Source organism: Methylobacterium sp. P5_C11 (genome assembly GCF_054049775.1).
On the sequence record NZ_JBFULS010000011.1, the window covers coordinates 62536 to 87499 of the forward strand.

A 24964-nucleotide genomic window follows, 5' to 3' on the forward strand; every position below is an offset into this window, starting at 1 on the left:
AGTTTGTCTGAAACCCTCCTCCGTTTGGCACGACTGGCATTGATGCAAGTCAACGGACGGTTCGATAAGATCAAGTCTTCATCCGAGGCTTCGGCTCGAAGCCAAGGCGTTGCGCAGGACCCGGCGGCCGGTGCGCGAACGCCGCCTCGGCTCAGTGCGCCATCAGGGTCGGCGCCGTCATCGTGCGGAGGAGTTCACGGCTCGCCCCGCCGAGGAAGGCTTCGCGCAGGCGGGAATGGCCGTAGGCCCCCATCACGAGCAGGTCCGCGCCGCCCTGGGCGATCTCGGCCAGCAGGGTCTCGGTGACGGTGGTGTCGCTGAAGATCGCGCGGTAATCGGCCGTGATGCCGTGGCGCCCCAGATGCTTCACCACGCGGGCGCCGCCTTCGCTGACGCCGGCCACCGCGTCCGTCTGCACCGTGAGGACGCGCACGCGCTCGGCGCGGCTCAGAAGCGGCAGAGCGTCGGCCAGCGCCCGTGCGGCCGAGGCGCTGCCATCCCAAGCCACCGTGACGGCGCTGAACCGCGCCGGCCGAGTCCAACGCGCCGGCACCAGGAGGATGGGCCGGCCCGCCCCGAGGAGGAGGTCCGCGATATAGGCATCCGCCGGCTTGTCGCGGCCCGGATCGGCCTGCTCGACCACGATGAGATCGGCGATGCGGGCGCGATCCAGGAGACGGCTTCGGATGTCGCCGGCGCGCCCGCCCAGGGCTTCCATCTCCATCGGCACGTCGGCGGTTCTGGCGGCGTCGGACAGGTCGTCGGCGGCGTCGCGCACCACCGCCAGGGCGGCCTCACGGGCCGAGACGGCGAAACCGTAGGGCAGTTCCGCCAGGAACGCCTCATCACCGCCCTCCGGCTGGAGGCACAGGCATCCGACGGCCGCCCCGACCTCCCGGGCCAGGGACAGCGCGTAAGGCCCGGCGGCCTCTCCGACCGCGTCCGCAACGATGAGCAGATCCTTGATCATGGTGCGCGTCCCGTGAACGTCGACCGGGGGGCGATCCGCGTTCCGGTCCAGGCAGGCAGGGTGCGCCGACGGGCGCGGCGGGCCTTGATTCATCGCAAAGCGGCCGCACGACCGGCCTTTGATGTCCCTCAATGTCGCGCCCCGCCCGGAGGCCGATCCTGGCCGCTCACTCGGGCACGCGGAGGCGGGCGATGCGTGACGTCCTGGTTGTCGTCTATTCGCGCTCGGGCACGGCCGAGGTGGTGGCCCGGGCACTCGCGACCGCCCTCGGCGCCGACCTCGATCGGATCACGCCTGCGGTCTCCTATGCGGGTACGGCCGGATACCTGCGAGGCCTCTGGCAGGCGCTCCGTCGGAGCGGGCCGCCGATCCGAAAGCGCTTCGATCCGGCGCAGTTCAGGACGGTCGTCCTGTGCTCACCCGTATGGGCCGGCCGACTTCCCGGGCCGGTGCGGACCTACCTCCAGGAGGCCGGGGCGCCACCTCATCTGCTCGGCGTCGCCGTGTCGGGCTCGGGCGGCGCGCAGGCCGCCTTCTTCCGGGAGATGGAGCAGATCAGCGGCTGCGCCGGCATTCCCGCCCTCTCGTTGACCCATCGCCAGGTCCTGACCGGGGCGTATCGCGCTTCCCTCATCGCGTTTGCGCAGACGGCGCGTCGCGCCCGGAGCGAAGCCCCGGCCCGGCCCCGCGCGGACGGTCTTCCGGGCGGCGGCCTCATCGCCTGACGGCGTGCACCAGCGGGAGGAACGTGATCGCGATCTCGAGGGCGATCAGCAGGACGACCACGATCTCCAGGCGCAACGAGCGGTTGGTATGGATCAGGTCGGTGAGCACGGTCGCCGTCTCGCCGATCACGGTGAGCTTGCGATGCAGGGTCGCCGTCCGCTCCCGCAACTCGTACTCGTCCTCGAGGCGTGCGTAGAGCCGTTCCAGGCCCGGCCGATCCCACAGCACTTCGGGCTTCTCCTCGACCGCCACGCGCCCGGACACCCTGTGCTGGACGAGCAGCGTGCTGCCGATGAGCTTCAGGACGGCCCGACGACCGCCCGATGCGCGGCCCGTCTCGGCCAGGCGCCGCGCCAGCGGCTCGATCACGTCGAAGACAGCTGCGACCTCGATCTCGTTCTGCGCCAGCGCCGTGCTCTTGGCGAGGATGTCGGCGATGACGATCAGACGTTCGGGCGTCAGCTGGCGCAGGGCGATCCGGCCGCCGGGCACGACCTGATCGTCGTGATCTGGCCCGATCTCGATCGTGGCGGTCTCCTCTTCCGGCCGCGTCACGGGACTGCGGACGCGCGGCCGCAGGCCCGCGGCCATCGCCTCCTCCTCGATCGGAGACAGACCGACGGACACCACGACCCCGTAGCGGAAGACCACCGCGAACCCGCATCCCACCTTGAAGGCCAGCGGATTGATCGCGAGCGTGTCGCTGCGCTCGAGACCCGCCGTGTCGATCCGGTCACCGAGAATGCGGGCGCGGGCGACCAGGCGTTGCGGTTCGACCGGCAGGGCGTCCTGGCTCAGTGGTCCCGCCTCCCGCGTTGATCCGGCGCCCGGCTGCGGGGAGCGACTCGGACCCCGGGCCAATCCCCGTGCGGCGCCCGCTTTGATCCATCGCAAGGTCCCCCGTTACCCCGCGCCATACGGTTCCGGGCGCGGCGGCGACACGCGCGCCGCACCTGTTGAGAGGGCGGACGATGCGCACCATCGACAATCAATCGCAGGACATCTTTCTGAACGGATTGAGTCTTCTGCTGGGCATCGGCCTGATCGCGGCGCCCTGGTATTTCGGCTTCGCGTCCGAGACCGCCGCGGCTTGGAACGCCTGGATCTTCGGCACCACGGCCACGATCCTCGCCGTGCTGGCGCTGATGCAGACCTACGACTGGGAGGTCTACGCCATCGCGGCAGCGGGAACCTGGATCTGCCTGGCCCTTTGGGCGCTCGGCTTCCAGGACGCCACGGTGGCGACCTGGGGACATGTGAGCTTCGGCGTCGCACTGATCATGTCGGCGAGTTCCGAACTCCGACGCCTGCGCGAATCCCCTTCGGCCTACAAGGTCTGAGCAGGCGCCTCGCCCCAGGCCCGCGCGCGTACCGTCACGCGACCTGCCGCGTCCTCCGCCGGGTCGCCGTCCCGGTGCTCGCCGGATCCCGCCCCGGACCTGTGGCGCCCTCGCCGATGAGGTGGAGCATCCATCCGGGATCGGCCGCACGGGAGGGCAGGCCCCCCATCGGTCCATCGAGGGCCGTGAAGCCATCGGGGCCGGGAGCAGACGCAACCGGGATCCGGGCGACGCTGCGGCCATCCCGGCCGGGTCTCTCACCTCCGCGTCGAGCATGCACGGTCTCCTGCGACGCCGCGCAGGTTACGGCGTGCGCGACCCCAGGCCGGTGATCCAGATCAAGGCACGGCAAGCGGCAGGTAGACCATGAGGGAGAGCAGGCCGAGCTGCGGCATCGAGCGCGCGAGGGTGCCCAGGAGCCGGCCGATCGCCGTCGCGATGAACAGGTACGCCGCCGTTCCGAGCCGAAACGGCGGGGTGGAACCGATGATCGGCGCGACCAGACCTTCGCCGGGGCAGTCTCGGAGGGCGTGACCGGCATCACCAGCAGGTTTTCCGCCGTCCCGCGCTCGCGCACCACCCGCGCACCGGCCGGGATGATGGCCAGCATCGTCACGCTGTTGAGGATCCCCATCATGCTCGTGAACCGCGCCGTCTCGGCGTTGGGGTCGATGGCGGCGCGCCCACGGCAGCGGCCTTCGCGTCCTCCGGGGACGGCAGAACCATACCGGTGATCGGCTCGACCCAGGTCAGGTGGTCCCGTATCGCGACAACGCCCGGAATACCTTCGACGGCGGCGCGAACCGCACCCCTCTCGCGCTCGTCGATCAGCCAGCCGTTGAGTTCCACCGTCCCCTGCAGGACGGCAACATCGATCGTGGCTTTCGGGATGCAGACGGCACTGTCGAATGCGGACAGGATGTCCTTGTGGATCTCGGCATCGCTGCGGACTCCGGGGCGGCGGTCCGCCTCCAGGGCGATGCCGAGCGCCCGGACGACGTCGGCGCGGCTCACCATCCCGACGACGGAACTCCCGCGCAGGACCGGCGCCCGCTTGATACGGCCCCGCGTCATGGTCTCGACGATCGCCTGAAGGGGCGTGTCTTCCGTGACGGTGATCACGGTGCCGGACATCACCGTCTCGACCGTCCGCCCGTGCGCGTGGGCATACTCCTCCGCGAGCCTGCCGGGACTGCGGAGATACTGGACCCAGCGCGGCACGCGGCGTTCGGTGCCGAGTTCGACCCGGCGGAGCAGATCGCCCTCCGTCACGATCCCGACAAGCGCGCCCTGCATGTCGATGACCGGCAGGCCGCTGACACCCGCCTCCAGCATGAGATCGATCACGCGGCGGAGGGGCGTATCGGGGCAGACACTGATCACGGGGGCGGACATGATCTGGCCTGCGCAGATCCGTTGCGCCCCAAGCGGCGCGCGATCGCGCGCGGACGGCGTCGCCGCCGGATCCGGTTCACGGGTGAACCCTGGCATTCGCGACCTCCCGGATCAGGATCGGGACAAGGACCGGCCGGACTCCCGCAGGCGCCGCCGATCCCGCATCAGGGTGCGCATCCCGCCCGTTCACCCGCCTTGCGCTGGATCAAGCCGGGTGGACCGGGCGAGCATCCCGCGCTGCCTTCCGTCACGACTGGATGGCCGCACTGAGCTTGTCCGCCTGCGGCCGCAGCACGGGTCCGGCATGGGCCTGACGCTCCATCGCCGACCGTTCGATGTCGCGCGCAGCGTTCGCGTAGATCTCGAACCGTCGCTGAAGAACGGCACTCTTGATGTCATCCTTGCTTTTGACCATGGCGGCCTTGGCCTTGTCGGCCCGCCGCCTCAGCTTCGCGGCCAGTTTGTCGTAGAACCTGTCGATGCGGGCGCCGGCCCTTTTGGCCTCCTCGCTCAGGCTCGTGGGTAGATTGCGCTTCATGGCGTCGCCTCCTGCAATCTCGCCATTCATCCCCGTCCACACGGCCCAAGCCTTGATCCAGCGCAATGCCGCGATGTCGCGACCGACGTTGAGTGGGCCGGGGTCACGGTCGTCGGCCTCTGGTCCCCTCGTCGGGTGTTTCCTCGAGAACCGAGGCCGCGGTGCCGAACTTCCTCGTCGTGAAGCTGCAGCAGTTCACGGCGCTTTCGGAGGCCGACCGAGCGGCTTTGCACGAGGTCATGGCCCGGCGGTCGCAGGTCGGCCCGCGCGAGGACATCGTCCACGAGGGCGAGCCGCACGGACCGATCCGGGTCATCCTCGACGGCTGGGCCTGCCGCTACAGACACCGCGCGGATGGCCGCCGGCAGGTGACCGCCATCCTGCTGCCGGGCGACCTCTGCGACACCCATGTCGCCGTGCTGCGCGCGATGGACCACTCCATCGGCGCCCTCACGCCGGTGACCCTGGCCGAGATCCCCCGCGACCGACTGGACACGCTGGTCGGCTACCATCCCCAGGTCGGTCAGGCGCTCTGGTCTGAGATGCTGGCAGCCGCCGCGATCCAGCGCGAATGGACACTCAGCGTCGCCCGACTGGGGGCGGTGGAGCGACTCGGCCATCTGCTCTGCGAGCTGTTCCATCGGCTGCGGGCCGTCGGGCTCACGCGGAACCACGGCTATGGGTTGATGCTGCGCCGGTCGGATCTGGCCGACACCTTGGGCTTGATGGACCTAGATGTCAGTCGCGGCCTGCGAACGCTGCACATCCAGGCCCTGATCGTGTTGGAGCGGGGCTGGCTGACCATCCTCGACCTTCCCAGGCTGCAGCGCGCCTCGCTCTTCAGCCCCGGCTACCCCCATCTCGGCGATCGGGATTCGTTCCGCACCGCCGACCCGTCCTCGCCGCTGGAGACCGGTCGTCATGAAGCGAGCCACCGCCATCCTGTTGGGTAGTGTTCTGCTCTGCGGCGTCGCCGAGGGCCAGCCATCCCCGTTCGCGCAGCCCCCCGCCGCATCGTCGCCCCATGAAACCCAGTCGAGCCTCGGAAACATCATGCTGATGATCCAGGCGCGGCACGCCAAGATCTGGTACGCGGGGCGCGCGGAGGATTGGGATTTGCTCGACTACGAGTTGAATCACGTCGCGGATGACCTGACCGCCGCGGCGATGCTCTACCGGGAAATCCCCGTCGCGCTCGTGACGGGCGCAGGTCGCGAACTCGCCCGCATGAAGGATGCGGCCAACCGGAAGGATGGGTCGGGGTTCCAGTCCGCCTATTCCGGCCTGACGGCGGCCTGCAACGCCTGCCACACGGCCGGCGGTGTCCCGTTCATCCAAATCCAGACGCCGACCACCCTGCCGTTCGCGAACCAAAGGATTCCGTCCAAGCCTCGATGAGACCGCGGCCCTAGGGCACGATCTCCGGCGGCATCCCGCCCGGGATGCCGAGCGGCTCGTTCGCCGGCGGCACGTCGTCGGGTTCCGAAGCCGGCACGCCCAGGGGCTCCGGCAGCGGATCCTGCCCCGGCTCCGGCGGGTGGGCGGGAGAGGGTGGCGGAAAGCAAGGGTCAGGGACACCTGGGTTGCCTGGATTGGCCATCGCAATGTCCTCCGGTTGGTGGTTCATCAGGCAGCAGACGGACGCGCCTGCCAGAAGGTCGCGCGTGCCCCCACTGAAGAACCGTTGCGGCTCATCAGCCCGACCCTTGCACGCCCGCCGTCGCCTGATCGGCTGATGCGGGACAGACGACGGCCGGGTCATGCGGCCGCCTGCCGTCCGACGGAGTCGGGACCTCCGAGCACCCGCATGGCGTTCAGGATGACGGCGACATCGATGACTTCCTGAAACAGCGCACCCTGCAGGGGCGCGAGGTATCCGAACGCCGCGGCCACCATGCCGGCGAGCGAGAGTCCGAGGCCGGCCAGCACGCTCTGGAGAGCGATGGCGCGGGCACGCCGGGCGATCCCGATGGCCCGCGGCAGCGGCTCGAGGCTGTCGACGAGGAGCACGACGTCGGCGGCCTCGGCCGCGGCCGCCGCCCCGCGGGCGCCGAGCGCCACGCCGAGATCGGCCGCCGCCAGGGCGGGCGCGTCATTGACGCCGTCGCCCACCATCATCACCGGCCCGTTCATCCGCTCCTTCGCCACGATCTGCGTCTTCCCCGACGGGTCCAGGTCGGCCGCCACGGCATCGACCGGCAAGCCGACGACCAGCGCCTCGGCGATCGCGCGCCGGTCCCCCGTCGCGAGCACGATCCGCCCGATGCCGCTGCCCCGCAGATCGTTCAACGTCCGCGCCCCGTCGGTGCGCAGCGGATCCGCGAGGAGCAGGACGGCCGCCGGCTTGCCATCCACGGCGACCAGGACCGTCGCCGTGGTCGCGCCCGCACCCGGAACGGCCTCGGTCTGCGGAAATCGGATGCCGCGCGCCCGCATCAGGCGCGGACCGCCGACCTCGACCTGGCGTCCCTCCACGATGCCCGCGATGCCCTCTCCGGGAACCTCCGTCACGCCCGTGGGCTGCACGAGCGTCGATCCGCGCGCCTGCGCCTCGTCGACCAGGGCTCTGGCCGTCGGATGGCCGGATGCCTGGTCCAGGGAGGCCGCAAGCCTCAGGATGTCGGCCTCCCCGAAGGGCGGCAACACATGGGCCGACCGAAGGCGCGCTCGGCCGTGGGTCAGGGTGCCGGTCTTGTCGACCACGAGGACGCGCACCTTGGCCAACGTTTCCAGGGCGCCGCCGCCCTTGACGATGACGCCGATGCCGGCGGCCCGCGAGAGACCCGAGACCAAGGCGACGGGAACCGCCAGGATCAACGGACAGGGCGTGGCCACGACCAGGACGGCGAGGCCCCTGGCAGGGTCGGCGGCTGCCAGCCATGCGCCGCCGGCGAGCAGAAGCGTGAGCGCGAGGAAGACGAGGCCGTAGCGGTCGGCCATGCGCGCCATCGGCGCCTTCTGCGCGCGCGCCGCCTCGACCAGCCGGACGATGCCGGCATACGTGCTCTCGGCCGCGCAGCGCTCGACGACGAGGGTGAACGGAACCCCGACGTTCAGGGGGCCGCTCATCACGGTCGCGCCCGCCTCGAAGGTCACCGGCATCGCCTCGCCGGTCAGGCTCGCCTGGTCGAGGACCGCGTGACCGGAGGCCACGCGGCCGTCGACCGGAAGAACGTCGCCCACGCGCACGAGGATGCGGTCGCCCGGGACAAGCCGCTCGACCGGGACCTCGTGCACCGCGCCGCCCGCCTCGCGCAGGGCCGTCCGCGGCTGCCGGCCGATCAGCGCGGTCATCGCCCGCCCGGCCCGCCCTGCCGCGTAGGCTTCGAGGGACTGGCCGCCCGCGTACATCAGCGCGATGACGACGCCGGTCAGGGGCTGGGACAGGGCGACGGCGCCCGCCATCGAGAGCACCGCGACCACGTCCAGCCCCACGTCGCCCCGCGCGAGGCTGGTCGCGACCTGGATCAGGAGGACGACGAGGATCGCCAGAGTGGGCAGCGTCCAGGCCCAGGCCGCGAAGCCGGGATGCTCCAGCGCCTGCGCGGCCAGACCCAGGCACAGGCCCGCCAGGGGCAGGATCGCGAGCCACCCCCTGACCAATGTGGGCAGTTCGGCAACGGTCGGCCGTCTGGAAACCGCGGCGTCGAGGGCTTCCGCTTCCGTCGCCATGCCCATAATCGCTCCCGCCCGTCACCGCGTCCGGACGCTCGCACGCTGTCCGGACCTGCGCGTTGTGCTGGATCAAGGCGATCGTTCTGGCGGCGGTCGAGGCCGCGGGACCGTCGACCCGCGCCGCGGGCGTCACACGGATCCGACGTTAGCGGGCGCCTCGATCCGACCCGCCGGCCAGACCGTCGAAGTAATCGAAGAACACCCGGTCCGGATCATACCTGTCGCGCAGGTCGCACAGCCGCTGCCATTTCTCGGGCGTGAACGCCTGGGCGACGATGTCGGGCTGTTCGACCGTGTTCGTTTCGCCGATGTAGTAGCCGATGTTGAACGGCTTCAGGACGGCGATCAACTCGCGGTGCCATGCGGCATTGGCCTCGTCGGTGTGCGGATCCCGCCACATCGTCCAGGGGCCGCCGTAGATCCGGGAGGTGATGGACCGGGCCATGTCTCTCTGCGGACCCGGAACGTTGGGACCGCAGAAGATCGTCAGCAGGAACACCGAGGTCTCCGAAGGCGCCGACCGCCAGAGGGACTGGATGGCCGCCATCACCGCGCCGGGACTGTGATTGGAATAGGTCGCCTCGACCCTGGATCGGACCCCCTCCGGGAACAGGGCTCCGGAGGCATCGAAGAGCTGCTCGAAATCGAGGGGCGTCGGCCCCGAGCGCGACAGCGGCTTGACCGGGGCGTCATCCAGCGGCTGCAGGGCGGTTCGTGCCGCTTCCGGATTCTCCTCGAACGCGGTTGCAGTGACCATGCAGACCCAACCGTTCTGGTCGGCCGCGAGCGCGGGGGGCGCTTTGACGAGGAACTGGCTCAGTTCGACGCTGGGGGCGATGCGCGCTGCCGCCTCGCCGAGCCACGTGCCGACGGCCGGTGCATCCTCGAGACGATAGAAATATTCACTGCCCTGTATCGCTTTGGGCAGCGCATGTAGCTTGAGATAATATTTGGTGACGACGCCGAAGAATCCCGAGCCTGCGCCCCGGGCGGCCCAGAAGAAATCCGCGTTCTCGGTTTCACTCGCCCTGATCAGGGCACCCTCGGCGGTGACCAGTTCGATCGCCTCCAGGCTCTCGGCGCCATATCCCCAGACCGTCGGGTTCCAGGCCATGCCGCCGCCCAGGAAATAGCCGCTTGCCTTGACCTGCGGGCAGTGTCCGGTTGGGAAGGCGAGCCCGTGGGCATTGAGAGCCTTCTGGATCGCGCGATTGCTCACGATGGGTTGGATGACGGCCCGGCGATTTTCCACGTCGATCGAGATGATCTTGTCGAGGCTCGCGAGGTCGATCAGGATGCCGCCGTTACGCAGGGTCGGCTGACACCAGTTGTGGCCGCCGCCACGGACGACCACCTTCAGCCCGTTCGCGCGGGCGAAGGTGATGGCGGCGATGATGTCATCTTCGTCGGCCGCTTTCACGATCAGCTGCGGCGCCCGATCGGGGATCAGCCTGTTCCACAGGTTTCCGTGGAGGGCTTCGGGAAATCCGGCCTCGTCCGAGGCGATCACCGGACCTTTGCAGGCCGTCCTCAGGTTCTCAGCAGTCATGATCCGGCACGTCACATCAGTGGCCCGCCCGGGCGGGATTGCCTGAGCGGGCGTAAAAGAGCGAGCGATTCCCCGGGCCGGTCCTCAATATGGGACGCGGTCCTTCTTCTGGGAATACTTCTTCCACACCTCGACGGCCTCTTCCCGCATGATCTGCTGGGTCGGGATCGAACGCTCGGCGACATCCTTCTTGAGTTCGGCATAGATCATGCTGTCATCGAAGCCGCCATATTCCAGCGCATCCTCGACCTGTGCGGCGTAGTAGACGTTCTTGATGCCGGCCCAGTAGGCGGCCGCCATGCACATCGGGCAGGGCTCGGCGCTCGTATAGAGCGTCGCGTCCCGGAGCTTGAAGCTGCCCTGCGCCTTGCAGGCCTTGCGAATGGCCTCGATCTCCCCGTGCCACGTCGGATCGTTCTCGGCGACGACGCGATTGGCGCCCTCCGCGATGATCTCGCCGTCTTGAACGATCACGCAGCCGAACACGCCGCCGGCACTGTCGACCAGCGAGGTCTTCTCCGACAGCGCGATCGCCCGGGCCATGAATTTTTCGTGTTTGTCAGTCATCGGATCCTCTGGTTCAACGGAAGCGTATGTTTGGACGGGTTATGAGCGGCGGATATCGAGCGAGCTTAGACTTCGCGCATCACGATCAGCGCTCTTGTGTTCCGGCAGGATGGCGTATCTGACGATCGGCGCCGGCCGTCGCGCGCCTCACGCGGAGCGCGCGGGTTCCGAAGGATGCCGGGCCGCCGGCGGCTCGTGCGTCCGATCAGCGAGGTGGTGCGTGCAGAGCGGATCGTCACGCTGTGAAACCTCGCTTTCCCCGACGCGCGTCCGTCTCGGCCAGTAAAGAGCGGCCGTGTCCGGACTACTGATTGAAGAAACATCGCTTTCGATGTCGCGTCAACGTCACCAGGCAATCGGTGGTAATACGATTGTAAATGTTCCTGGACTTAGTAAAGCGGCGCAAAACAGCCGCATAACTTCTTCGGAATGCCGGGTCTTGCAATAGATCCGCCGCCTCTTGAGAGCGGCACGCGCGAACGGTACGTCCGATCGCGGTTGGTCGGAGACGCAGGGACAAGAAATATTTTCTGTGCCGATCGCGTCCTCCGCCGCCGGCGATACTGCTGCGCCGACGGTGCCACGCATGCGCCGCCGCAGGGCGCCGACAATCAGGCCGTGCGTGCATCCGGGCAGGCCTCCCGCTTCGGTGCTAGAGCCGTTACCGAAGGTATTGCAACGGTTTGGACGGACGGCGACCCCGGTCGAGACAGCCGCGCCATGCCTCCTATCCCAACGCGATCGGGAACGGCGCTCTGTGAACGAGGCTCCGGTTTTTGTTGTCGTTCCGTCCCAGGCCGGCGGAGTCCAGACCAGCCGAGGACAGAAAGATCCGGGAGTTCTACCGCCCGATCGCCAACGTTGAATGGGCTGCGCAGGACAAACATGAAAGAACGCGCGTCGAGTGATACGTATTGTAGTTACAATCGAAATATTTCCATTCGGTCGGGGCGTCTTGACTTCGAACGAGCCGGTCGCGTTGATATGGGCCGGTCACATGGCGCCGCCGGTTGAACGGCGGGTGCACGATACAAGATCAATCTTCGGCTGTTGCGCCTGGCGGAATCCGGAGCGGCAGGCCCGTGAAAGTCTGCCTCCGACCCGATACCGGGCTTCCCGAACCGATCGCACGGCTTGCAGAAGGCGGCGTCGGTTCGGGTGCTCAAGCGGGGCGGCGTGACGGCATCGTCCCTGCGCGACGCGGTGCGTGCGGGGGACGACGGCACGGTGCAGGACTTGCGGGCCTCCGTCGCTCCATAAGAAGGCGCGCGCAGTCGGCCGGGCAACGGAAGCGCGTCGGGTCATGAGCGGTGCCACAACGTCCGTCAGCATCGTGACGCAGACGACCATCCGGCCCGAGAGCGCGGATGCCTTCGCCCGATGGCAGACCGACACCGGCACGGTCGTCGCGGCCTTTCCGGGCTTCATCGAGCAGCAGGTGATCCCGCCGCGGCCGCCGCTGCAAGTGGATTGGGTGATCCTCCAGCGGTTCCACAGCCTCGAGCAGGCGAAGGCGTGGCTGGCCTCTCCGGAGCGGCAGGCCCGGATCCAGGGCGCCACCCCGATGCTCGTGGGCCGCGACGACGTCCATATCGTCAAGGACGACGGCGACGCGTCGCGGACGTCGCCGGTCAGCGCGGTGATCAGCACCCGCGTGAAGCCCGGCATGGAGGCGGCCTATCTGAAGTGGGAGCAGAAGATCGCCGCGGCGCAGTCGAAGGCGCCCGGGATGCAGGGCTACCGGTTCGAGCCGGCCGTGCCGGGGGTGCAGGAGGATCACGTCGCGATCCTGCGCTTCGACAGCGAGGCGAATCTGCGGATCTGGATGGACTCGCCGGAGCGGCAGACCCTGGTCGCGGAAGCGGCCCCGTTGACCGCGGAGTTCCACACCCGAACGGTCCAGAGCGGCTTCGAACAATGGTTCCGCAACGTCGCCCCGGCGGGGGAGGGGGCGCCCGCGGCGTGGAAGATGAACATGATCGTGGTGCTGACCCTGTACCCAACCGTGTTCCTGTGGGGCGTCCTGGTCGGCACGCCGATCCTCGCCGGGATCCTGAAGGTGGATTTCCCGGTGGCACTGTTCATCGGCAACGTGTTCAGCGTGCTGCTCACCGCGCAGATGGTGCCCTGGACGGCCAAGCGGCTGGGCTGGTGGCTGACGCCGGATCCGGCGCGCCGGACGCAGGTCAATCTGCAGGGCGCCGCGCTGCTGATCGCCGCCTACGCGATCATGATCCTCGTGTTCTGGAAGCTGCTTTGACCGGCCTCATGCAGGGACCGGCGCGACCTCCCCGGTCCGCACGTCACCGCGTCGTCCGCCCGGCAGGACGCGGAGCTTCGGAATGGGGCGGGACGCTCCTGACGGTGACGCGTCTGCGGCCGCTGATCCTTGCGGGTCTCATGAGCGCGCTGTGCGGGGCGTCCGGGCTGACCGGAGCCGCTCGGGCCGCACCGGCGACGGAGCCGGACACCACCCGGGGCTCCGACACGAGCCGGCCGACGGCGCCGGCGACCTCGGATCGCCGGGAGGCCGAAGTCCCCTTCGCGGCCGCGACGGCGATGGCGGCGCCACCGCCTTCGTCCTTCAGCTTCTCCGACACGGTGGTGAGCTATCGGTTTCAGGGGCCGTCGGCGGAGCCCGGTCTCTTCGTACGGCGTCCCGACGGCACGGCGCAGGGCTCATTCGCGCCGCGCGCGGTGCCCAAGACCGTCGTCAACCTGTTCCACGCCAACGCGTGGGCCTACGGGACCAACCTCATCTCCCTCGATATCCTCAAATCCGGGTCCCAGGATCCGGCGGGCGACAAGCAGCGTCCGTTCAAGGATTACGGCGCCACCGAGGTCTATCTGATCTACCGGGGTGTCTTGAGCTTCAACAAGATCTTCGCAACTGAAACCTTCGCGATCCCCGGCTTCGTCAAGGACGTCGGCCTGTCCTTCGGGGCCGACATCAACACCAAGAACACGTATTTCGATGCCGAGAAGCGGGCCGGCACCTTCGGTCTGAGCTTCGCCTTCGACGTGCCCGCCGGGTTCGTGAACCTGAAGGTCCAAGGCTACAAGGACTTCTCGCGCAATGGTTTCGCGGGAAGCGGGCCGTCCCCCGGGATTCCCGGGAACGGCGCCGTGCCGGGCTTCGACTACGCGCACTTTCGCAGCGTCGAATTCAAAATGACCCCGGAATTCGAGATCACCTACACGATCCCGCTGCCGTTCACGGGGCTGCCGCTCTCCCTCTCCGGCTTCAACACCATCGTGCTGCCCAAGGGCCGTTACGGCACGATCAACCAGAACGACACGCAACTGGAGTTCGTCTCGCAGACGAACCTCGTCCTGGATGTCGGGCAACTGCTTGCCGAAACACCCAACCGGGTCGAGGTATTCGCCGGGTTCCAGTATTGGCGCAACAAGTTCGGCGCCGATCCGCGGCGTACGATCAACACCGAGGAGAAGGCCCTCATCGCCGGCATCGCCTATCACCTGAAATAGGCCCCGCCCTCCCGCGATCGCCTGCGGACGTCACCCGGCGCGCCTCACGCGGCGTAGCGCTCGAGCGCCAGATCGTCGCTCGCGATCTCCGGAGCCCGGCCGGACACGAGGTCGGCGAGCAGGCGGCCCGAGCCGCAGGCCATGGTCCAGCCCAGCGTGCCGTGGCCGGTGTTGGTGAACAGGTTCGCGATCCGCGTCCCGCCGACGATCGGCGTGCCGTCCGGCGTCATCGGCCGCAGGCCGGTCCAGAACGCGGCGCGGTCGAGGTCGCCGCCCGCGGGGAACAGGTCCTGCACCGAGCGCGCGAGGGTCTCGCGGCGCGGCAGGCGCAGGGCGCTGCTGAAGCCGGCGAGTTCGGCCGTGCCGCCGACGCGGATGCGGTCGCCGAGCCGGGTAATCGCGACCTTGTAGGTCTCGTCCATGACCGTCGAGACAGGCGCGGCGGCTGCGTCGGTGACGGGCAGGGTCAGGGAATAGCCCTTCACCGGGTAGACCGGCAGGGCGATCCCGAGGGGGCGCAGCAGGGCGGGCGTGTAGCTGCCCAGCGCCGCCACGTAGGCCTCCGCCCGCAGAAGCTGACCGTCGGCGGTCTCGACCGCCGTCACCCGGTCGCCGTCATGGTGGAGGCGCGCGATCGACGTCCCGTAGCGGAAGCTCACGCCGAGCCCCTCGCAGAGCGTGGCGAGGCGCTGGGTGAACAGGTGCGCGTCGCCGGTCTCGTCGCCCGGCAGCCGCAGGCCGCCGACAAAGACGCCGCTTACGGCGTCGAGCGCCGGCTCGGCGGCGATGCAGCCGGCCGGATCCAGGACCGTGTAGGGCACGCCGTAGGCATCGAGGACGCGGGTGTCGTCGCCGACATGGTCGAGCTGCTTCTGCGTCCGGAAGAGCTGGAGCGTGCCCTTCTCCCGGTGGTCGTAGGCGATGCCCGTCTCGGTGCGCAGATCGCGCAGCACGTCGCGGCTGTATTCGGCGAGGCGGACCATGCGGCCCTTGTTGCGCCGGTAGGCCTCCTCGGTGCAGTTGGCGAGCATCCGCGTGAGCCACCCGTAGAGGCGGGGCTCCAGCCGCGGCCAGAGCACCAGGGGCCGGTGCCGCATCAGCAGCCACTTGAGCGCCTTCACGGGGATGCCGGGGGCCGCCCAGGGCGCCGCGTAGCCCGGAGAGACCTGGCCGGCATTGGCGAAGCTGGTCTCCAGGCCGGCGCCGGGCTGGCGCTCCAGCACCGTGACCTGATGGCCGGCCCGCGCGAGGTAATAGGCCGATGTGACGCCGACGACGCCGCCGCCGAGGATGATGACGTGCATGGCGGACCTCAGGCTCCGAGATAGATGCGGTGGAAGCGGTGGCCGAGGTTGGTCAGGACCTCGTAGCCGATCGTGCCGGCCGCCGCCGCGACGGCGTCGACGTCGCGCTCCGGGCCGATGATGTCGACGAGCGCCCCCGGCCCGAGGGTGCCGGGCGCGACGTCGGTGACGTCGAGGACGAGGCTGTCCATCGAGACCCGCCCGACCACGGGCAGGCGCGTGCCGCCGAACCACGCCGCGCCGCCCGCCGTGCTGCGGAAGAACCCGTCCGCGTAGCCGATCGCGATTGTCGCGAGGCGGCTGTCCCGGCCGACGGTGGCGGCATGCCCGTACCCCACGGGTGTTCCCGCCGGGACGCTGCGCGTCTGCATCACCCGCGCCCGCAGACCGATCACAGGCCGCATCGGATTGGGCGTGCCCGTCTGCGGAGCGATCCCGTAGAGGGCGGCACCGGGGCGCACCAGGTCGAAATGGAACTCCCGTCCGAGGAAGATCCCGGACGAGGCCGCGAGGCTCGCCGGCACGCCCGGCAGGCGCTGCCGGACGGCCTGGAAGGCGGCGCGCTGCGCCGCGTTGACGGGGCTGTCCGGCTCGCCCGCGCAGGCGAGGTGGCTCATCACCAGCCTCAGGTCGAGACCGGCGAAGGTATCCGGCCGGTCGACGAGCGCGCAGGCCTCGTCCGGCGCGAAGCCGAAGCGGGCCATGCCGGTGTCGATCTGGAGGATCGCGGGCAGGCGCCGATCGAGACGCCGCGCCAGCCCCTGCCATCCGTCGCGCTGGGACGCGTCGTTCAGGACGGGAACGAGGTCGTGAGCCGCGCAGGTCGCCTCGCTGCCCGGTGCGGCGCCGTTGAGCACGGCGATCACCGCCCCGGGTCCGAGGATAGACCGGAGGGTCACGCCCTCGCCGACCTGGGCGACGAAGAAGTGCCGGCAGCCGGCGGCGGCCAGGACCGGCGCGACCCGGTCGGCGCCGAGCCCGTAGGCGTCCGCCTTGACGACGGCCGCGCAGGTCGCCGTCCCGGCCCGCGCGGCGAGGCGGCGGTAATTCTCCGCGACGGCCGCGAGATCGATGATGAGGTGTGCGGAGGCCGTCCCGGCCGGGCTCGCATCGGGTCGGAGATCGCGATCGATCATGCTCATGGCGACCCTCGGGACGGCACTCGGATCCAGCGCCAGGAGGCTACACGAAGGATCGTCGAACGAGCGTGCGTGCTGTCGAAGCCGTTTGAGTTTTGAGCTTGGCCGTGCAAATTTCTGCGGCTATTTCGAATGTTCTGCGAGTCGCGCGTGGATGAGATCGACCGCCGCATCGTCCAGGCCCTGCGCGGCGACGGCCGGATCACCAACGCCGACCTCGCCGCCGCGGTGGGCCTGTCCGCCTCGGCCTGCCATCGCCGCGTGCGGCTGCTGGAGGAATCCGGGATCATCCGGGGCTACACCGCGCTGATCGGCGGCGGCGTCGACGGACCGGGCCTCGTGGTCCTCACCCAATTCACCCTGGACCGCCAGACCGAGGATTACCTCAACCGGTTCGAGGCGGCCGTCCGCCGCTGTCCCGAGGTCCAGGATTGCTATCTGATGACCGGGTCGGCCGATTACTTGGTGAAGCTCAAGGTGATCGACGCGGCCGATTACGAGCGGCTGCACAAGGATGTCCTGTCGCGCCTGCCGGGGGTGGCCCGGCTGCAATCGAGCTTCGCCATCCGGACCGTCGTGGCATCGGGCCGGCCGCTCTGATGGCCGGCGCGCACGCGGATGCGAGAGGAGGCCCTGCATGACGTCGACCCACGAACCCGACGCGGGCGCACCGTGCGACCTGCGCCTCAGCGACGCCACGCTCGCCGAGGGCCACCGGACGAGCATCGACATCCGGGACGGCCGCGTGGCTGCCCTGCGGGATCCCGGCGCGCCGCTGCCCCCCGCCGCCCGTACGATCGACCTCGGCGGCGCCCTGGTGCTGCCGGGTCTGTCCGATGGCCACGTCCACCTCGACAAGTGCCAGCTCGGCCTCCCGTGGCGCCCGCACGCGGCGGCAGGGTCGGTCCGCGCGATCATCGCGGACGAGAAGGCGTTCCGCCGGGCCACGCGGATCCCGCTGGCCGAGCAGGGGGCCGAGGCGCTGCTCGAACGCATGCTCCGCGGCGGCACGACGAGCCTGCGCACCCATGTCGACATCGACGACGTCACGCGCCTCGACCATCTCGCCCAGATCCTCGACCTGCGGACGCGCTGGTCCGACCGGCTGCAGATCCAGATCGTCGCCTTCCCGCAGAGCGGGATCCTGGGATGCCCGACCGTCGCGGGCGACCTGGACACGGCCCTGCGGATGGGCGCCGACCTCGTCGGCGGCCTCGATCCCGTCGGCATCGACGGGGACCGCGACGGCCCCCTGGACATCGTCTTCGCCCTGGCCGAGCGCCACGGCCGGGGCATCGACATCCATCTCCACGACGGCGGCGCGGCCGGTCTCGACACGATCGCGGCGATCGCGGCCCGCACGGCGGCGGCCGGGCTCGGCGGGCGGGTCACGATCAGCCACGCCTTCGCGCTGTCGGAGGCCGATGACCGGCAGCTCGGTCGGATCGCGGAGGCCCTGAACCGGGCCCGCGTCGCGATCCTCACAAGCGTGCCGGGCGGGCGGCGCTGCCCGCCGATCCCGCGGCTGCGGGAACTCGGCGTCCCGGTCTGCTTCGGCACCGACAACGTCCGCGATTGCTGGAACCCCGCCACGGTGACCGGCATGATCCACCGCGCCCAGCTCGCCGCCTACCGGTTCGATCTCCGCACCGACGCGGATCTCGCGGCGCTCCTCAAGCCCATCACCACCGTCCCGGCGCGGGTGCTCGGCCTGGGGCCGGGCATGGTGGCGCCGGGCGCCCGGGCCGACCTGATCGCCTTCGACGCCGAGCGCGTGCCGCAGGTGATCGTGGAGCGCCAGGAACCGGTGCTCGTCGTGGCGCGGGGCGCCGTCGCGGTCGATCGGCGCGCCGCGGGTACGGTGCCTCTGCCGTGAACGACCGCGCCCTCCGCTACCTCCTCGCCGTGGTGCGCGCCGGCTCGGTCCGGGCCGCCGCAGAGGTCCTGAACGTCGCCGCCTCGGCGGTGAGCCGGCAGATCATCGAGCTGGAGGCGCAGGTCGGCGAGACCCTGCTCGAGCGCCTGCCCCGGGGCGTGGTCCCCACCGAGGCCGGCCGTCTGGTCGCCGAGCACGCGCAGCGCCAGGCCGACGAGGCGGCGGTGCTGGAGGACCAGCTTAAGCGCCTGCGCGGGGTGCAACGGGGTACGATCAGCCTGCGCTGCGGCGCCGGCTTCCTGATCGACCTCCTCGACAACGCCCTGGCGGGCTTCGCCCAGGAGCATCCGGGCATCGCCTATCAGGTCGAGATCGGCACCACCGACGGGATCCTCGCGGCGATCGCCCGGGGCGAGGCCGATCTCGGCCTCGTCTACAATCCGCCTGCGCATCCGGATGTCCGCGGTGTCGTCTCCGCACGGCAGCCCCTGCTCGCCGTCCTGCCGAAGAGGCACCCCCTGGCCGGCGGGGGGGCGCCTGTGGCCCTGCGCAGCTTCGCCACCGAGCCCGCCGCCCTCCTGCCGCCCGACCACGGCGTGCGCCAGCTGATCGGCCGCGTCGAGGCGGATGGTGGCTTCCGGCTGGTGCCGCGGCTGGAGACCGCTTCCTTCGAGATGCATCGCCGCTTCGTGATGGCGGCCATGGGCGTCGCCTTCCTGCCCCGCTTCGTGGTCGCGGCCGAGCTGCGCGACGGGGTGCTCGACGCAGTGCCACTGCGCGACACCATCCTGTCGGAGGCGAGCGCGCATCTCGTCATCCGTGGCGGACGGCGGCTGCCCGAGGGCGCGGCCCGGCTGCTCGGCTGGCTGGCCGACCACATGGTGGCGTTCCGTCCGCCCCCCGCCTGACGCGAGTGTGCTCAATTTCCGCACGGATCGTGCAGAAATCGATTGTTGTCGCAACGCTCGTTTGCCGGAACTATCGTGCCGCTTCGTGAGGACGGATCGGCATGATCATCACAATGGTAGGCGTGGTCGGGCTCGGCAACATGGGTCTGGGCATGGCCGCGACCCTGGCCCGCAAGGGCTTCACGGTCCTGGGCTACGACCTCGACCCGGTCCGGCGCCCCGCCGCCGAGGCGGCCGGCGTGACCACGCTCGACGTCCTCACCGATGTGCTCCGCCGGGCCGACGCCCTCGTCTTCTCGCTGCCGCTGGCGCGGGACGTGGAGGCGGTGGTCACCGCGGAGGGCGGGCTCCTGTCCCGGACCGACCGGAAGGTGGTCGTCGTCGACACCTCGACCTCGGATCCCGGCACGACGCGGCGCCTCGCCGAGCGGCTCGCCGCCGCGGGGCACGCCCTCCTCGACGCGCCGGTGAGCGGCGGCCCGTCCGGCGCCGCCGAGGGCACCCTGACCATGATGATCGGCGGGGCGGCTGAGGATTACGAACTGGCCCGGCCGGTCCTGGAGGCCATGTCGGCCCGCGCGCCGCATGTCGGGCCGTCGGGCGCCGGCAACATCGTCAAGCTCGTCAACAACCTGCTGGTGGCGGCACATCTCGTCACCACCGGCGAGGCCCTGCGCCTGTCCGAGGCGGCGGGCCTCTCGGCCGAGGAGGCCGTCAAGGTCGTCAACACCGCCACCGGCCGCAGCGCGATCAGCGAGGTCATGGTGCCGCGCTGGGTCCAGTCCGGCACCTTCGACAGCGGCTTCTCGGCCGGCCTGATGCGCAAGGATGTGCGCCTCGCCCTCGAACTCGCCGACGAATGCGGGATCGACCTGCCGCTCTCCGCGGAGGTGAAGCGGATCTGGCAGGCCACGCAGGCCACCATCCCCGACACGGCCGACTTCACCCGCATGGCCGATTACCGCGCTCACAAGGGAGCCCACTGATGTCCGGCACGCCGCACTCGCCCGCCGCCGACCGGGTCGCCGCCCTCCTTTCCGACCTGCTGCCGGGCGGCCGCATCGGGAGCGTCGTGGCCGGCGAGATCCTCGACGGGACCGGCGCCGCCCTCGATCTGGTCAACCCCGCCGATGGCGGCGTGCTCGCGCGCTTCGCCGATGCCGGGCTGTCGGTCGTCGAAGCCGCCATGGCGGCGGCCCGCGACGCCCAGCGCGCGTGGTGGGGCCTGAGTGCCGCCGCCCGCGGCCGCGCGCTCTGGGCCGTGGCCGCCCTGGTCCGGCAACACGCCGGCGCGCTCGCCGAGCTGGAGACCCTCTCGGCCGGCAAGCCGATCCGCGACACGCGCGGCGAGGTCGCCAAGGTCGCCGAGATGTTCGAGTACTATGCCGGCTGGTGCGACAAGCTCCACGGCGACGTCATCCCGGTCCCGACCGCGCACTTGAACTACACCCGACACGAGCCCTTCGGCACCGTGGTGCAGATCACCCCCTGGAACGCACCGATCTTCACGGCGGGCTGGCAGATCGCGCCGGCCATCTGCGCCGGCAACGCCGTGGTGCTGAAGCCCTCCGAACTGACGCCGCTGACCTCGCTGGCGCTGGGCCTGCTCTGCGACCGGGCCGAGGGGATGCCGCGCGGCCTCGTCTCGGTGCTGGCCGGCGCCGGCCCGACCACGGGCGCGGCCGCGGTGGCCCATCCCGACACCCGGCTGGTCGTTTTCGTCGGCTCGGCCGAGGCCGGCGCGCGGATCGCCGCCGCGGCGGCCCGCAACATCGTGCCGAGCGTGCTCGAACTCGGCGGCAAGTCGGCCAACATCGTGTTCGCCGACGCCGATCTCGAACGAGCGCTGCTCGGCGCGCAGGCCGCGATCTTCGGGGGCGCCGGCCAGAGCTGCGTGGCGGGCTCCCGGCTCCTCGTGCACCGCTCGATCCACGCCTCCTTCGTCGAGCGCCTGTCCCACGCGGCGGCCCGCATCCCGGTCGGGGCGCCGACCGATCCGGCGACGCAGATCGGCCCGATCAACAACCGGCGCCAGCGGGACAAGATCGCCGCCATGGTCGAGGCCGCCGCTGGGGCAGGCGCCACCATCGCGACCGGCGGAGCCTGCCCCGCTGACCTGCGCGACACGGGCGGCTTCTATTTCGGCCCGACCATCGTGGACGGCGTCGCGCCGGACGCGGCGATCGCCCGGGAAGAGGTGTTCGGCCCTGTCCTCACGGTCCTGCCGTTCGACGGCGAGGACGAGGCGGTCGCGCTGGCCAACGGCACGCCCTACGGCCTCGCGGGCGCGGTCTGGACCGGCGACGGCGGGCGCGGCCACCGGGTCGCGGCGGCCCTGCGGGCCGGGACCGTCTGGGTCAACGGCTACAAGACCATCAACGTGGCCTCGCCCTTCGGCGGTTTCGGCCGCTCGGGCTTCGGCCGCTCCTCAGGCCGCGAGGCGCTGATGGCCTACACGCAGACCAAGAGCGTCTGGGTCGAGACCGCCGCCGCGCCGGCGGTGACCTTCGGGTACGTGGGCTAGAGCCGTGCCCGACCGCGGAACGACAGACTGACGGGCGAGCGATGCGGGCTCGGACTGCGCGACGGACCCCCTCTCCCGTGCGGGAGAGGGGTGGGGTGAGGGCGGAGAGGCATCAGGATCGGGCACGCTCCCGATGAGCCTCGCTCGGACGCCGCACATCCTCACCCTGTCCCTCTCCCGCACGGGAGAGGGGACCCGCGCCCCATCCGGCCCGGGCACGGTCGACGAATTCGCCGCGACGCCGCCGGGCACGCCCCTCGGCATCGTCCCGCGCACAGACCAACGACGAGACCGGCGATCAAGTCCGGCAGGCGGAGCAACAGTTAGCCCCGAGGGGGCAGGAGGATGACGATGGCGGGCGAACTGTTTGCGACAACCCCGCGGCCGGACGCGCCGCCCGTCTCCGGCGGCGGGAAGCTGACGCTGTTCCTGCTCGCCCTCGTCATCGTCGTCATCGCGGAGGCGATCGGCAACGTCAGCATCCCGGTGGGGGCCGGCAAGATCGTGCTGCTGCCGCTGCTCTGGGCCCTGCTGCTCGGCGGAGCCCTGGGGCTGATGAGCCCGCGTCTCCCGGCCCCCCTGCGGCTGACGGTGGGGCTCCAGAACGCCGCCGGGGCCTATCTCCAGCCGGCGCTGCTGATCTTCATCGCCAAGCTCGGCCTGCTCGTCGGCGGGTCGCTGCCGAAGATCCTGGCCTCGGGCTGGGCCCTGGTCTTCCAGGAATTCGGGCATTTCTTCGGGACGATGGTGTTCGGCCTGCCGGTCGCGCTCCTGCTCGGCATCAAGCGCGAGGCGATCGGCGCGACTTTCTCGGTCGGCCGGGAGCCGAGCCTCGCCATCATCGGCGAGCGCTACGGCATGGATTCGCCGGAAGGGCGCGGCGTGCTGGCCGAGTACCTGACCGGCACGGTCTTCGGCGCGGTGTTCATCGCCCTGCTGGCCGGCCTGATCGCCAGCCTGGGCGTCTTCAACCCGCTGGCCCTGGCGATGGGAGCCGGAGTCGGGTCCGGCAGCATGATGGCGGCCGCCTCGGGGGCGATCGCCGCCCAGCAGACCCCCGAGGTCGCCAAGGACGTCGCCACCTTCGCGGCGGCCAGCAACCTCGTGACCACGACGATCGGCACGTACTTCACCCTGTTCCTGTCGCTGCCCTTCACGATCTGGGCCTACGGCAAGCTGGAGCCGATCCTCGGCCGCAACCGTCCGGACGCCGCCCGTCCGGCGGCGGCCGACCCGCAGGTGGCCGCGCCGACTCATCAGGAGGTGCCGATCGGCTTCGCCGAGACCGTGTTCGCGTGGGTGCTGATCGGCGCCTACGGCCTGATCGGCAACTGGCTGACCTACGGCGTCGTCCCGGACGCGAACGTCGTGGGCGGCATGGCGATCATCATCGGCACCGTGCTGGCCGGCTGGGGCCTCTACCTGCTCCTCGGCCGCCGCCTGCCCGCCGTCCTGTGGGTCTCGATCCTCGGCATGGCCCTGACCTATCCCGGCACGCCCTACGCGGCCGAGATCGCCGCCCTGACCGGCAAGATCAACTTCCTGGCGCTGGCCACGCCGATCCTGACCTTCGCGGGCCTCTCGGTCGCCAAGGACGTGCCCGCCTTCCGGCGCCTCGGCTGGCGGATCGTGGTGGTCTCGTTCATGGCCAATGCCGGGACATTCCTGGGCGCGGCCCTGATCGCGCAGTTCTTCATGCACCCCGCGCTGGGGTGAACCGCTGCGCCGTCCGGCGTAGGGTCGGGCGGGGGATCGAGGCGCTCCGGCGGCCTCTGGCATGAGTGAGAGATCGCATGGGTATCGAGGCGGAGACCGTGGAACGCATGGTCGCTTGGCGGCGCGACCTGCACACCCATCCCGAGCTGGCCTTCCAGGAAGTCCGCACGGCGGAACTCGTCGCCCGGGAACTGGCCGCCTGCGGCCTGTCGGTGAAGACCGGGCTCGGGCGCACCGGCGTGGTCGGGACGCTGAGCCGGGGCGACGGCCCGACCATCGGCCTGCGGGCCGACATGGACGCCCTGCCGATCCAGGAGGCGACGGGCGTTGCCTACGCCTCCCGCACGCCCGGCGTGATGCATGCCTGCGGCCATGACGGCCACGTGGCGATGCTGCTCGGCGCGGCCCGGCATCTCGCCACCCGCACCGACCTGACCGGGACGGTGCATTTCATCTTCCAGCCCGCGGAGGAATGCGAGGGCGGCGGGCGCGCGATGGTCGAGGATGGCCTGTTCCGGCTGTTTCCATGCGACTCCGTCTACGGGCTGCACAATTGGCCGGGCCTGGCCCTCGGCACCTTCGCGACCCGGGTGGGCGCCATCATGGCCTCCCTCGACACGTTCGAGATCGCGGTTACCGGGTTCGGCACCCATGCGGCCATGCCGGAGCGCGGCATCGACACGCTGGTGATTGCCTCCGAGATCGTCCTCGCCCTCCAGACCATCGTCAGCCGCCGCATCGCCCCGACGGAGCCGGCGGTGCTCAGCGTCACGCAGATCCATGGCGGCGACGCCTTCAACGTTATCCCCGACCGTGCGGTGATCCGCGGTACGGTGCGGTGCCTGAACGAGGCCGTGCGCGCGCGCGTCGCGGAATTCATCGAGGCCATCGCCGGCGGGACCGCCGGTACGCACGGCGCCCGCGCGGAGGTGGCGTACCGGTTCGGATACCCGGCCACGGTCAACACCGCCGATGCCGTCGGCGTCGCCTTCGAGGCGGCCGGGACCGTCTCGGCCATCACCGCGCGCCGTGGCGACGTCGGTCCCTCCATGGCGTCGGAAGATTTCGCCTACATGCTCGAAGCCTGCCCGGGCGCCTATGCCTGGATCGGGACCGACGGAACGCAGAAGAGCTTGCCGCTCCACAATCCGGGCTACGACTTCAACGACGAGGCGCTGCCGATCGGCGCCGCCTACTGGGCCGCCCTGGCCAGGCACAGCCTCAGGACCTGAGGCGGCGGATCAAGAA

Annotated in this window: 22 protein-coding genes and 1 pseudogene; 13 read left to right on the forward strand and 10 right to left on the reverse strand. The window is 70.4% G+C overall.

The annotated features are described in order from the left end of the window. Positions 1 to 151 precede the first annotated feature (151 nt). Positions 152 to 970 carry a universal stress protein gene (locus tag ACXJKQ_RS08670; RefSeq protein ID WP_457105354.1) on the reverse strand — a complete coding sequence of 273 codons (819 nt, stop codon included), beginning with the start codon at positions 968 to 970 and terminating at the stop codon, positions 152 to 154. Between the two features lie 191 nt (positions 971 to 1161). Here ACXJKQ_RS08670 and ACXJKQ_RS08675 point away from each other — a divergent pair, with 191 nt between their 5' ends. Next, positions 1162 to 1695 carry a flavodoxin family protein gene (locus ACXJKQ_RS08675; RefSeq protein WP_457105355.1) on the forward strand — a complete coding sequence of 178 codons (534 nt, stop codon included), beginning with the start codon at positions 1162 to 1164 and terminating at the stop codon, positions 1693 to 1695. Here the strand turns inward: ACXJKQ_RS08675 and ACXJKQ_RS08680 are convergent. Beyond that, a complete protein-coding gene (locus ACXJKQ_RS08680; RefSeq protein ID WP_457105356.1) occupies positions 1685 to 2557 on the reverse strand; it encodes an RMD1 family protein in 873 nt (290 codons plus the stop codon). The two genes, ACXJKQ_RS08675 and ACXJKQ_RS08680, sit on opposite strands and share 11 nt — an antisense overlap. A gap of 110 nt (positions 2558 to 2667) precedes the next feature. Between ACXJKQ_RS08680 and ACXJKQ_RS08685 the strand changes: the two genes are divergently transcribed. Further along, on the forward strand, positions 2668 to 3036 hold the full coding sequence (locus tag ACXJKQ_RS08685; RefSeq protein WP_457105357.1) for an SPW repeat protein: 369 nt from the start codon (positions 2668 to 2670) through the stop codon (positions 3034 to 3036). Between the two features lie 350 nt (positions 3037 to 3386). On the opposite strand, the pseudogene ACXJKQ_RS08690 reads toward ACXJKQ_RS08685, so the two are convergent. The 3 genes and pseudogenes from ACXJKQ_RS08690 to ACXJKQ_RS08700 all read right to left on the reverse strand — a co-directional run. Beyond that, positions 3387 to 3718, reverse strand: a pseudogene (locus tag ACXJKQ_RS08690) (ABC transporter permease); the annotation flags it as partial. Beyond that, positions 3670 to 4431, reverse strand: a complete 762-nt coding sequence (locus ACXJKQ_RS08695; RefSeq protein ID WP_457105358.1) for a CBS domain-containing protein — start codon at positions 4429 to 4431, stop codon at positions 3670 to 3672. The pseudogene ACXJKQ_RS08690 and the gene ACXJKQ_RS08695, both read right to left, overlap by 49 nt. 247 nt (positions 4432 to 4678) lie before the next feature. Further along, positions 4679 to 4969, reverse strand: a complete 291-nt coding sequence (locus ACXJKQ_RS08700) for a hypothetical protein (protein ID WP_457105359.1) — start codon at positions 4967 to 4969, stop codon at positions 4679 to 4681. A gap of 161 nt (positions 4970 to 5130) precedes the next feature. Between ACXJKQ_RS08700 and ACXJKQ_RS08705 the strand changes: the two genes are divergently transcribed. Beyond that, positions 5131 to 5922 (forward strand): Crp/Fnr family transcriptional regulator, encoded by a 792-nt coding sequence (locus ACXJKQ_RS08705; RefSeq protein WP_457105360.1) that lies wholly within the window; start codon positions 5131 to 5133, stop codon positions 5920 to 5922. After that, complete coding sequence (locus ACXJKQ_RS08710; protein ID WP_457105361.1) at positions 5891 to 6367, forward strand: hypothetical protein; 477 nt, start codon at positions 5891 to 5893, stop codon at positions 6365 to 6367. The genes ACXJKQ_RS08705 and ACXJKQ_RS08710 overlap by 32 nt, the downstream gene beginning before the upstream one ends. 360 nt (positions 6368 to 6727) lie before the next feature. Here ACXJKQ_RS08710 and ACXJKQ_RS08715 read toward each other — a convergent pair whose 3' ends face one another. The 3 genes from ACXJKQ_RS08715 to ACXJKQ_RS08725 form a co-directional block, all read right to left on the reverse strand. After that, a complete protein-coding gene (locus ACXJKQ_RS08715) occupies positions 6728 to 8641 on the reverse strand; it encodes a heavy metal translocating P-type ATPase (protein WP_457105362.1) in 1914 nt (637 codons plus the stop codon). Between the two features lie 148 nt (positions 8642 to 8789). Then, the gene (locus ACXJKQ_RS08720) at positions 8790 to 10193 is read right to left on the reverse strand and encodes an FAD-binding oxidoreductase (RefSeq protein ID WP_457105363.1); all 1404 of its coding nucleotides are present in this window, start codon (positions 10191 to 10193) and stop codon (positions 8790 to 8792) included. A gap of 84 nt (positions 10194 to 10277) precedes the next feature. Continuing rightward, positions 10278 to 10760, reverse strand: coding sequence for a nucleoside deaminase (locus tag ACXJKQ_RS08725; protein WP_457105364.1), 483 nt, complete (start codon positions 10758 to 10760; stop codon positions 10278 to 10280). A 1303-nt stretch (positions 10761 to 12063) separates the two neighbouring features. Here ACXJKQ_RS08725 and ACXJKQ_RS08730 point away from each other — a divergent pair. Then, a complete protein-coding gene (locus ACXJKQ_RS08730; RefSeq protein ID WP_457105365.1) occupies positions 12064 to 13020 on the forward strand; it encodes an antibiotic biosynthesis monooxygenase in 957 nt (318 codons plus the stop codon). 104 nt (positions 13021 to 13124) lie between these two features. Continuing rightward, complete coding sequence (locus ACXJKQ_RS08735; protein ID WP_457105366.1) at positions 13125 to 14249, forward strand: hypothetical protein; 1125 nt, start codon at positions 13125 to 13127, stop codon at positions 14247 to 14249. 44 nt (positions 14250 to 14293) lie between these two features. On the opposite strand, the gene ACXJKQ_RS08740 is transcribed toward ACXJKQ_RS08735, so the two are convergent. Next, positions 14294 to 15553 carry a D-amino acid dehydrogenase gene (locus ACXJKQ_RS08740; protein ID WP_457105367.1) on the reverse strand — a complete coding sequence of 420 codons (1260 nt, stop codon included), beginning with the start codon at positions 15551 to 15553 and terminating at the stop codon, positions 14294 to 14296. Positions 15554 to 15561: 8 nt separating this feature from the next. Further along, positions 15562 to 16695, reverse strand: coding sequence for an alanine racemase (gene alr / locus ACXJKQ_RS08745; protein WP_457105368.1), 1134 nt, complete (start codon positions 16693 to 16695; stop codon positions 15562 to 15564). 129 nt (positions 16696 to 16824) lie between these two features. Here alr and ACXJKQ_RS08750 point away from each other — a divergent pair, with 129 nt between their 5' ends. The 7 genes from ACXJKQ_RS08750 to ACXJKQ_RS08780 all read left to right on the forward strand — a co-directional run bounded on the left by ACXJKQ_RS08750 (position 16825) and on the right by ACXJKQ_RS08780 (position 24948). After that, the gene (locus ACXJKQ_RS08750) at positions 16825 to 17292 is read left to right on the forward strand and encodes an Lrp/AsnC family transcriptional regulator (RefSeq protein WP_457105369.1); all 468 of its coding nucleotides are present in this window, start codon (positions 16825 to 16827) and stop codon (positions 17290 to 17292) included. Positions 17293 to 17329: 37 nt separating this feature from the next. Beyond that, on the forward strand, positions 17330 to 18568 hold the full coding sequence (locus ACXJKQ_RS08755) for an amidohydrolase (protein ID WP_457105370.1): 1239 nt from the start codon (positions 17330 to 17332) through the stop codon (positions 18566 to 18568). Continuing rightward, positions 18565 to 19476: a LysR family transcriptional regulator gene (locus ACXJKQ_RS08760; protein ID WP_457105371.1), complete on the forward strand. Its 912-nt coding sequence runs from the start codon at positions 18565 to 18567 to the stop codon at positions 19474 to 19476. Before ACXJKQ_RS08755 ends, ACXJKQ_RS08760 begins: the two co-directional genes overlap by 4 nt. Before the next feature lie 101 nt (positions 19477 to 19577). Beyond that, positions 19578 to 20462, forward strand: coding sequence for an NAD(P)-dependent oxidoreductase (locus tag ACXJKQ_RS08765; protein ID WP_457105372.1), 885 nt, complete (start codon positions 19578 to 19580; stop codon positions 20460 to 20462). Continuing rightward, on the forward strand, positions 20462 to 22000 hold the full coding sequence (locus ACXJKQ_RS08770; RefSeq protein ID WP_457105373.1) for an aldehyde dehydrogenase family protein: 1539 nt from the start codon (positions 20462 to 20464) through the stop codon (positions 21998 to 22000). The genes ACXJKQ_RS08765 and ACXJKQ_RS08770 overlap by 1 nt, the downstream gene beginning before the upstream one ends. Positions 22001 to 22345: 345 nt before the next feature. After that, entirely contained in the window at positions 22346 to 23716 is a 1371-nt protein-coding gene (locus tag ACXJKQ_RS08775; RefSeq protein ID WP_457105374.1) for a DUF3100 domain-containing protein, read from the forward strand. A gap of 77 nt (positions 23717 to 23793) precedes the next feature. Next, on the forward strand, positions 23794 to 24948 hold the full coding sequence (locus ACXJKQ_RS08780) for a M20 aminoacylase family protein (RefSeq protein ID WP_457105375.1): 1155 nt from the start codon (positions 23794 to 23796) through the stop codon (positions 24946 to 24948). Positions 24949 to 24964: the final 16 nt, after the last annotated feature.

Excerpts from the sequence above, each read along its gene's own strand:
- ACXJKQ_RS08670 (WP_457105354.1), bottom strand. The coding sequence starts at position 970 with ATGATCAAGGATCTGCTCATCGTTGCGGACGCGGTCGGAGAGGCCGCC.
- ACXJKQ_RS08675 (WP_457105355.1), top strand. The coding sequence starts at position 1,162 with ATGCGTGACGTCCTGGTTGTCGTCTATTCGCGCTCGGGCACGGCCGAG.
- ACXJKQ_RS08685 (WP_457105357.1), top strand. The coding sequence starts at position 2,668 with ATGCGCACCATCGACAATCAATCGCAGGACATCTTTCTGAACGGATTG.
- ACXJKQ_RS08695 (WP_457105358.1), bottom strand. The coding sequence starts at position 4,431 with ATGTCCGCCCCCGTGATCAGTGTCTGCCCCGATACGCCCCTCCGCCGC.
- ACXJKQ_RS08700 (WP_457105359.1), bottom strand. The coding sequence starts at position 4,969 with ATGAAGCGCAATCTACCCACGAGCCTGAGCGAGGAGGCCAAAAGGGCC.
- ACXJKQ_RS08710 (WP_457105361.1), top strand. The coding sequence starts at position 5,891 with ATGAAGCGAGCCACCGCCATCCTGTTGGGTAGTGTTCTGCTCTGCGGC.
- ACXJKQ_RS08715 (WP_457105362.1), bottom strand. The coding sequence starts at position 8,641 with ATGGCGACGGAAGCGGAAGCCCTCGACGCCGCGGTTTCCAGACGGCCG.
- ACXJKQ_RS08720 (WP_457105363.1), bottom strand. The coding sequence starts at position 10,193 with ATGACTGCTGAGAACCTGAGGACGGCCTGCAAAGGTCCGGTGATCGCC.
- ACXJKQ_RS08725 (WP_457105364.1), bottom strand. The coding sequence starts at position 10,760 with ATGACTGACAAACACGAAAAATTCATGGCCCGGGCGATCGCGCTGTCG.
- ACXJKQ_RS08730 (WP_457105365.1), top strand. The coding sequence starts at position 12,064 with ATGAGCGGTGCCACAACGTCCGTCAGCATCGTGACGCAGACGACCATC.
- ACXJKQ_RS08740 (WP_457105367.1), bottom strand. The coding sequence starts at position 15,553 with ATGCACGTCATCATCCTCGGCGGCGGCGTCGTCGGCGTCACATCGGCC.
- alr (WP_457105368.1), bottom strand. The coding sequence starts at position 16,695 with ATGAGCATGATCGATCGCGATCTCCGACCCGATGCGAGCCCGGCCGGG.
- ACXJKQ_RS08750 (WP_457105369.1), top strand. The coding sequence starts at position 16,825 with ATGTTCTGCGAGTCGCGCGTGGATGAGATCGACCGCCGCATCGTCCAG.
- ACXJKQ_RS08755 (WP_457105370.1), top strand. The coding sequence starts at position 17,330 with ATGACGTCGACCCACGAACCCGACGCGGGCGCACCGTGCGACCTGCGC.
- ACXJKQ_RS08765 (WP_457105372.1), top strand. The coding sequence starts at position 19,578 with ATGATCATCACAATGGTAGGCGTGGTCGGGCTCGGCAACATGGGTCTG.
- ACXJKQ_RS08770 (WP_457105373.1), top strand. The coding sequence starts at position 20,462 with ATGTCCGGCACGCCGCACTCGCCCGCCGCCGACCGGGTCGCCGCCCTC.
- ACXJKQ_RS08775 (WP_457105374.1), top strand. The coding sequence starts at position 22,346 with ATGACGATGGCGGGCGAACTGTTTGCGACAACCCCGCGGCCGGACGCG.
- ACXJKQ_RS08780 (WP_457105375.1), top strand. The coding sequence starts at position 23,794 with ATGGGTATCGAGGCGGAGACCGTGGAACGCATGGTCGCTTGGCGGCGC.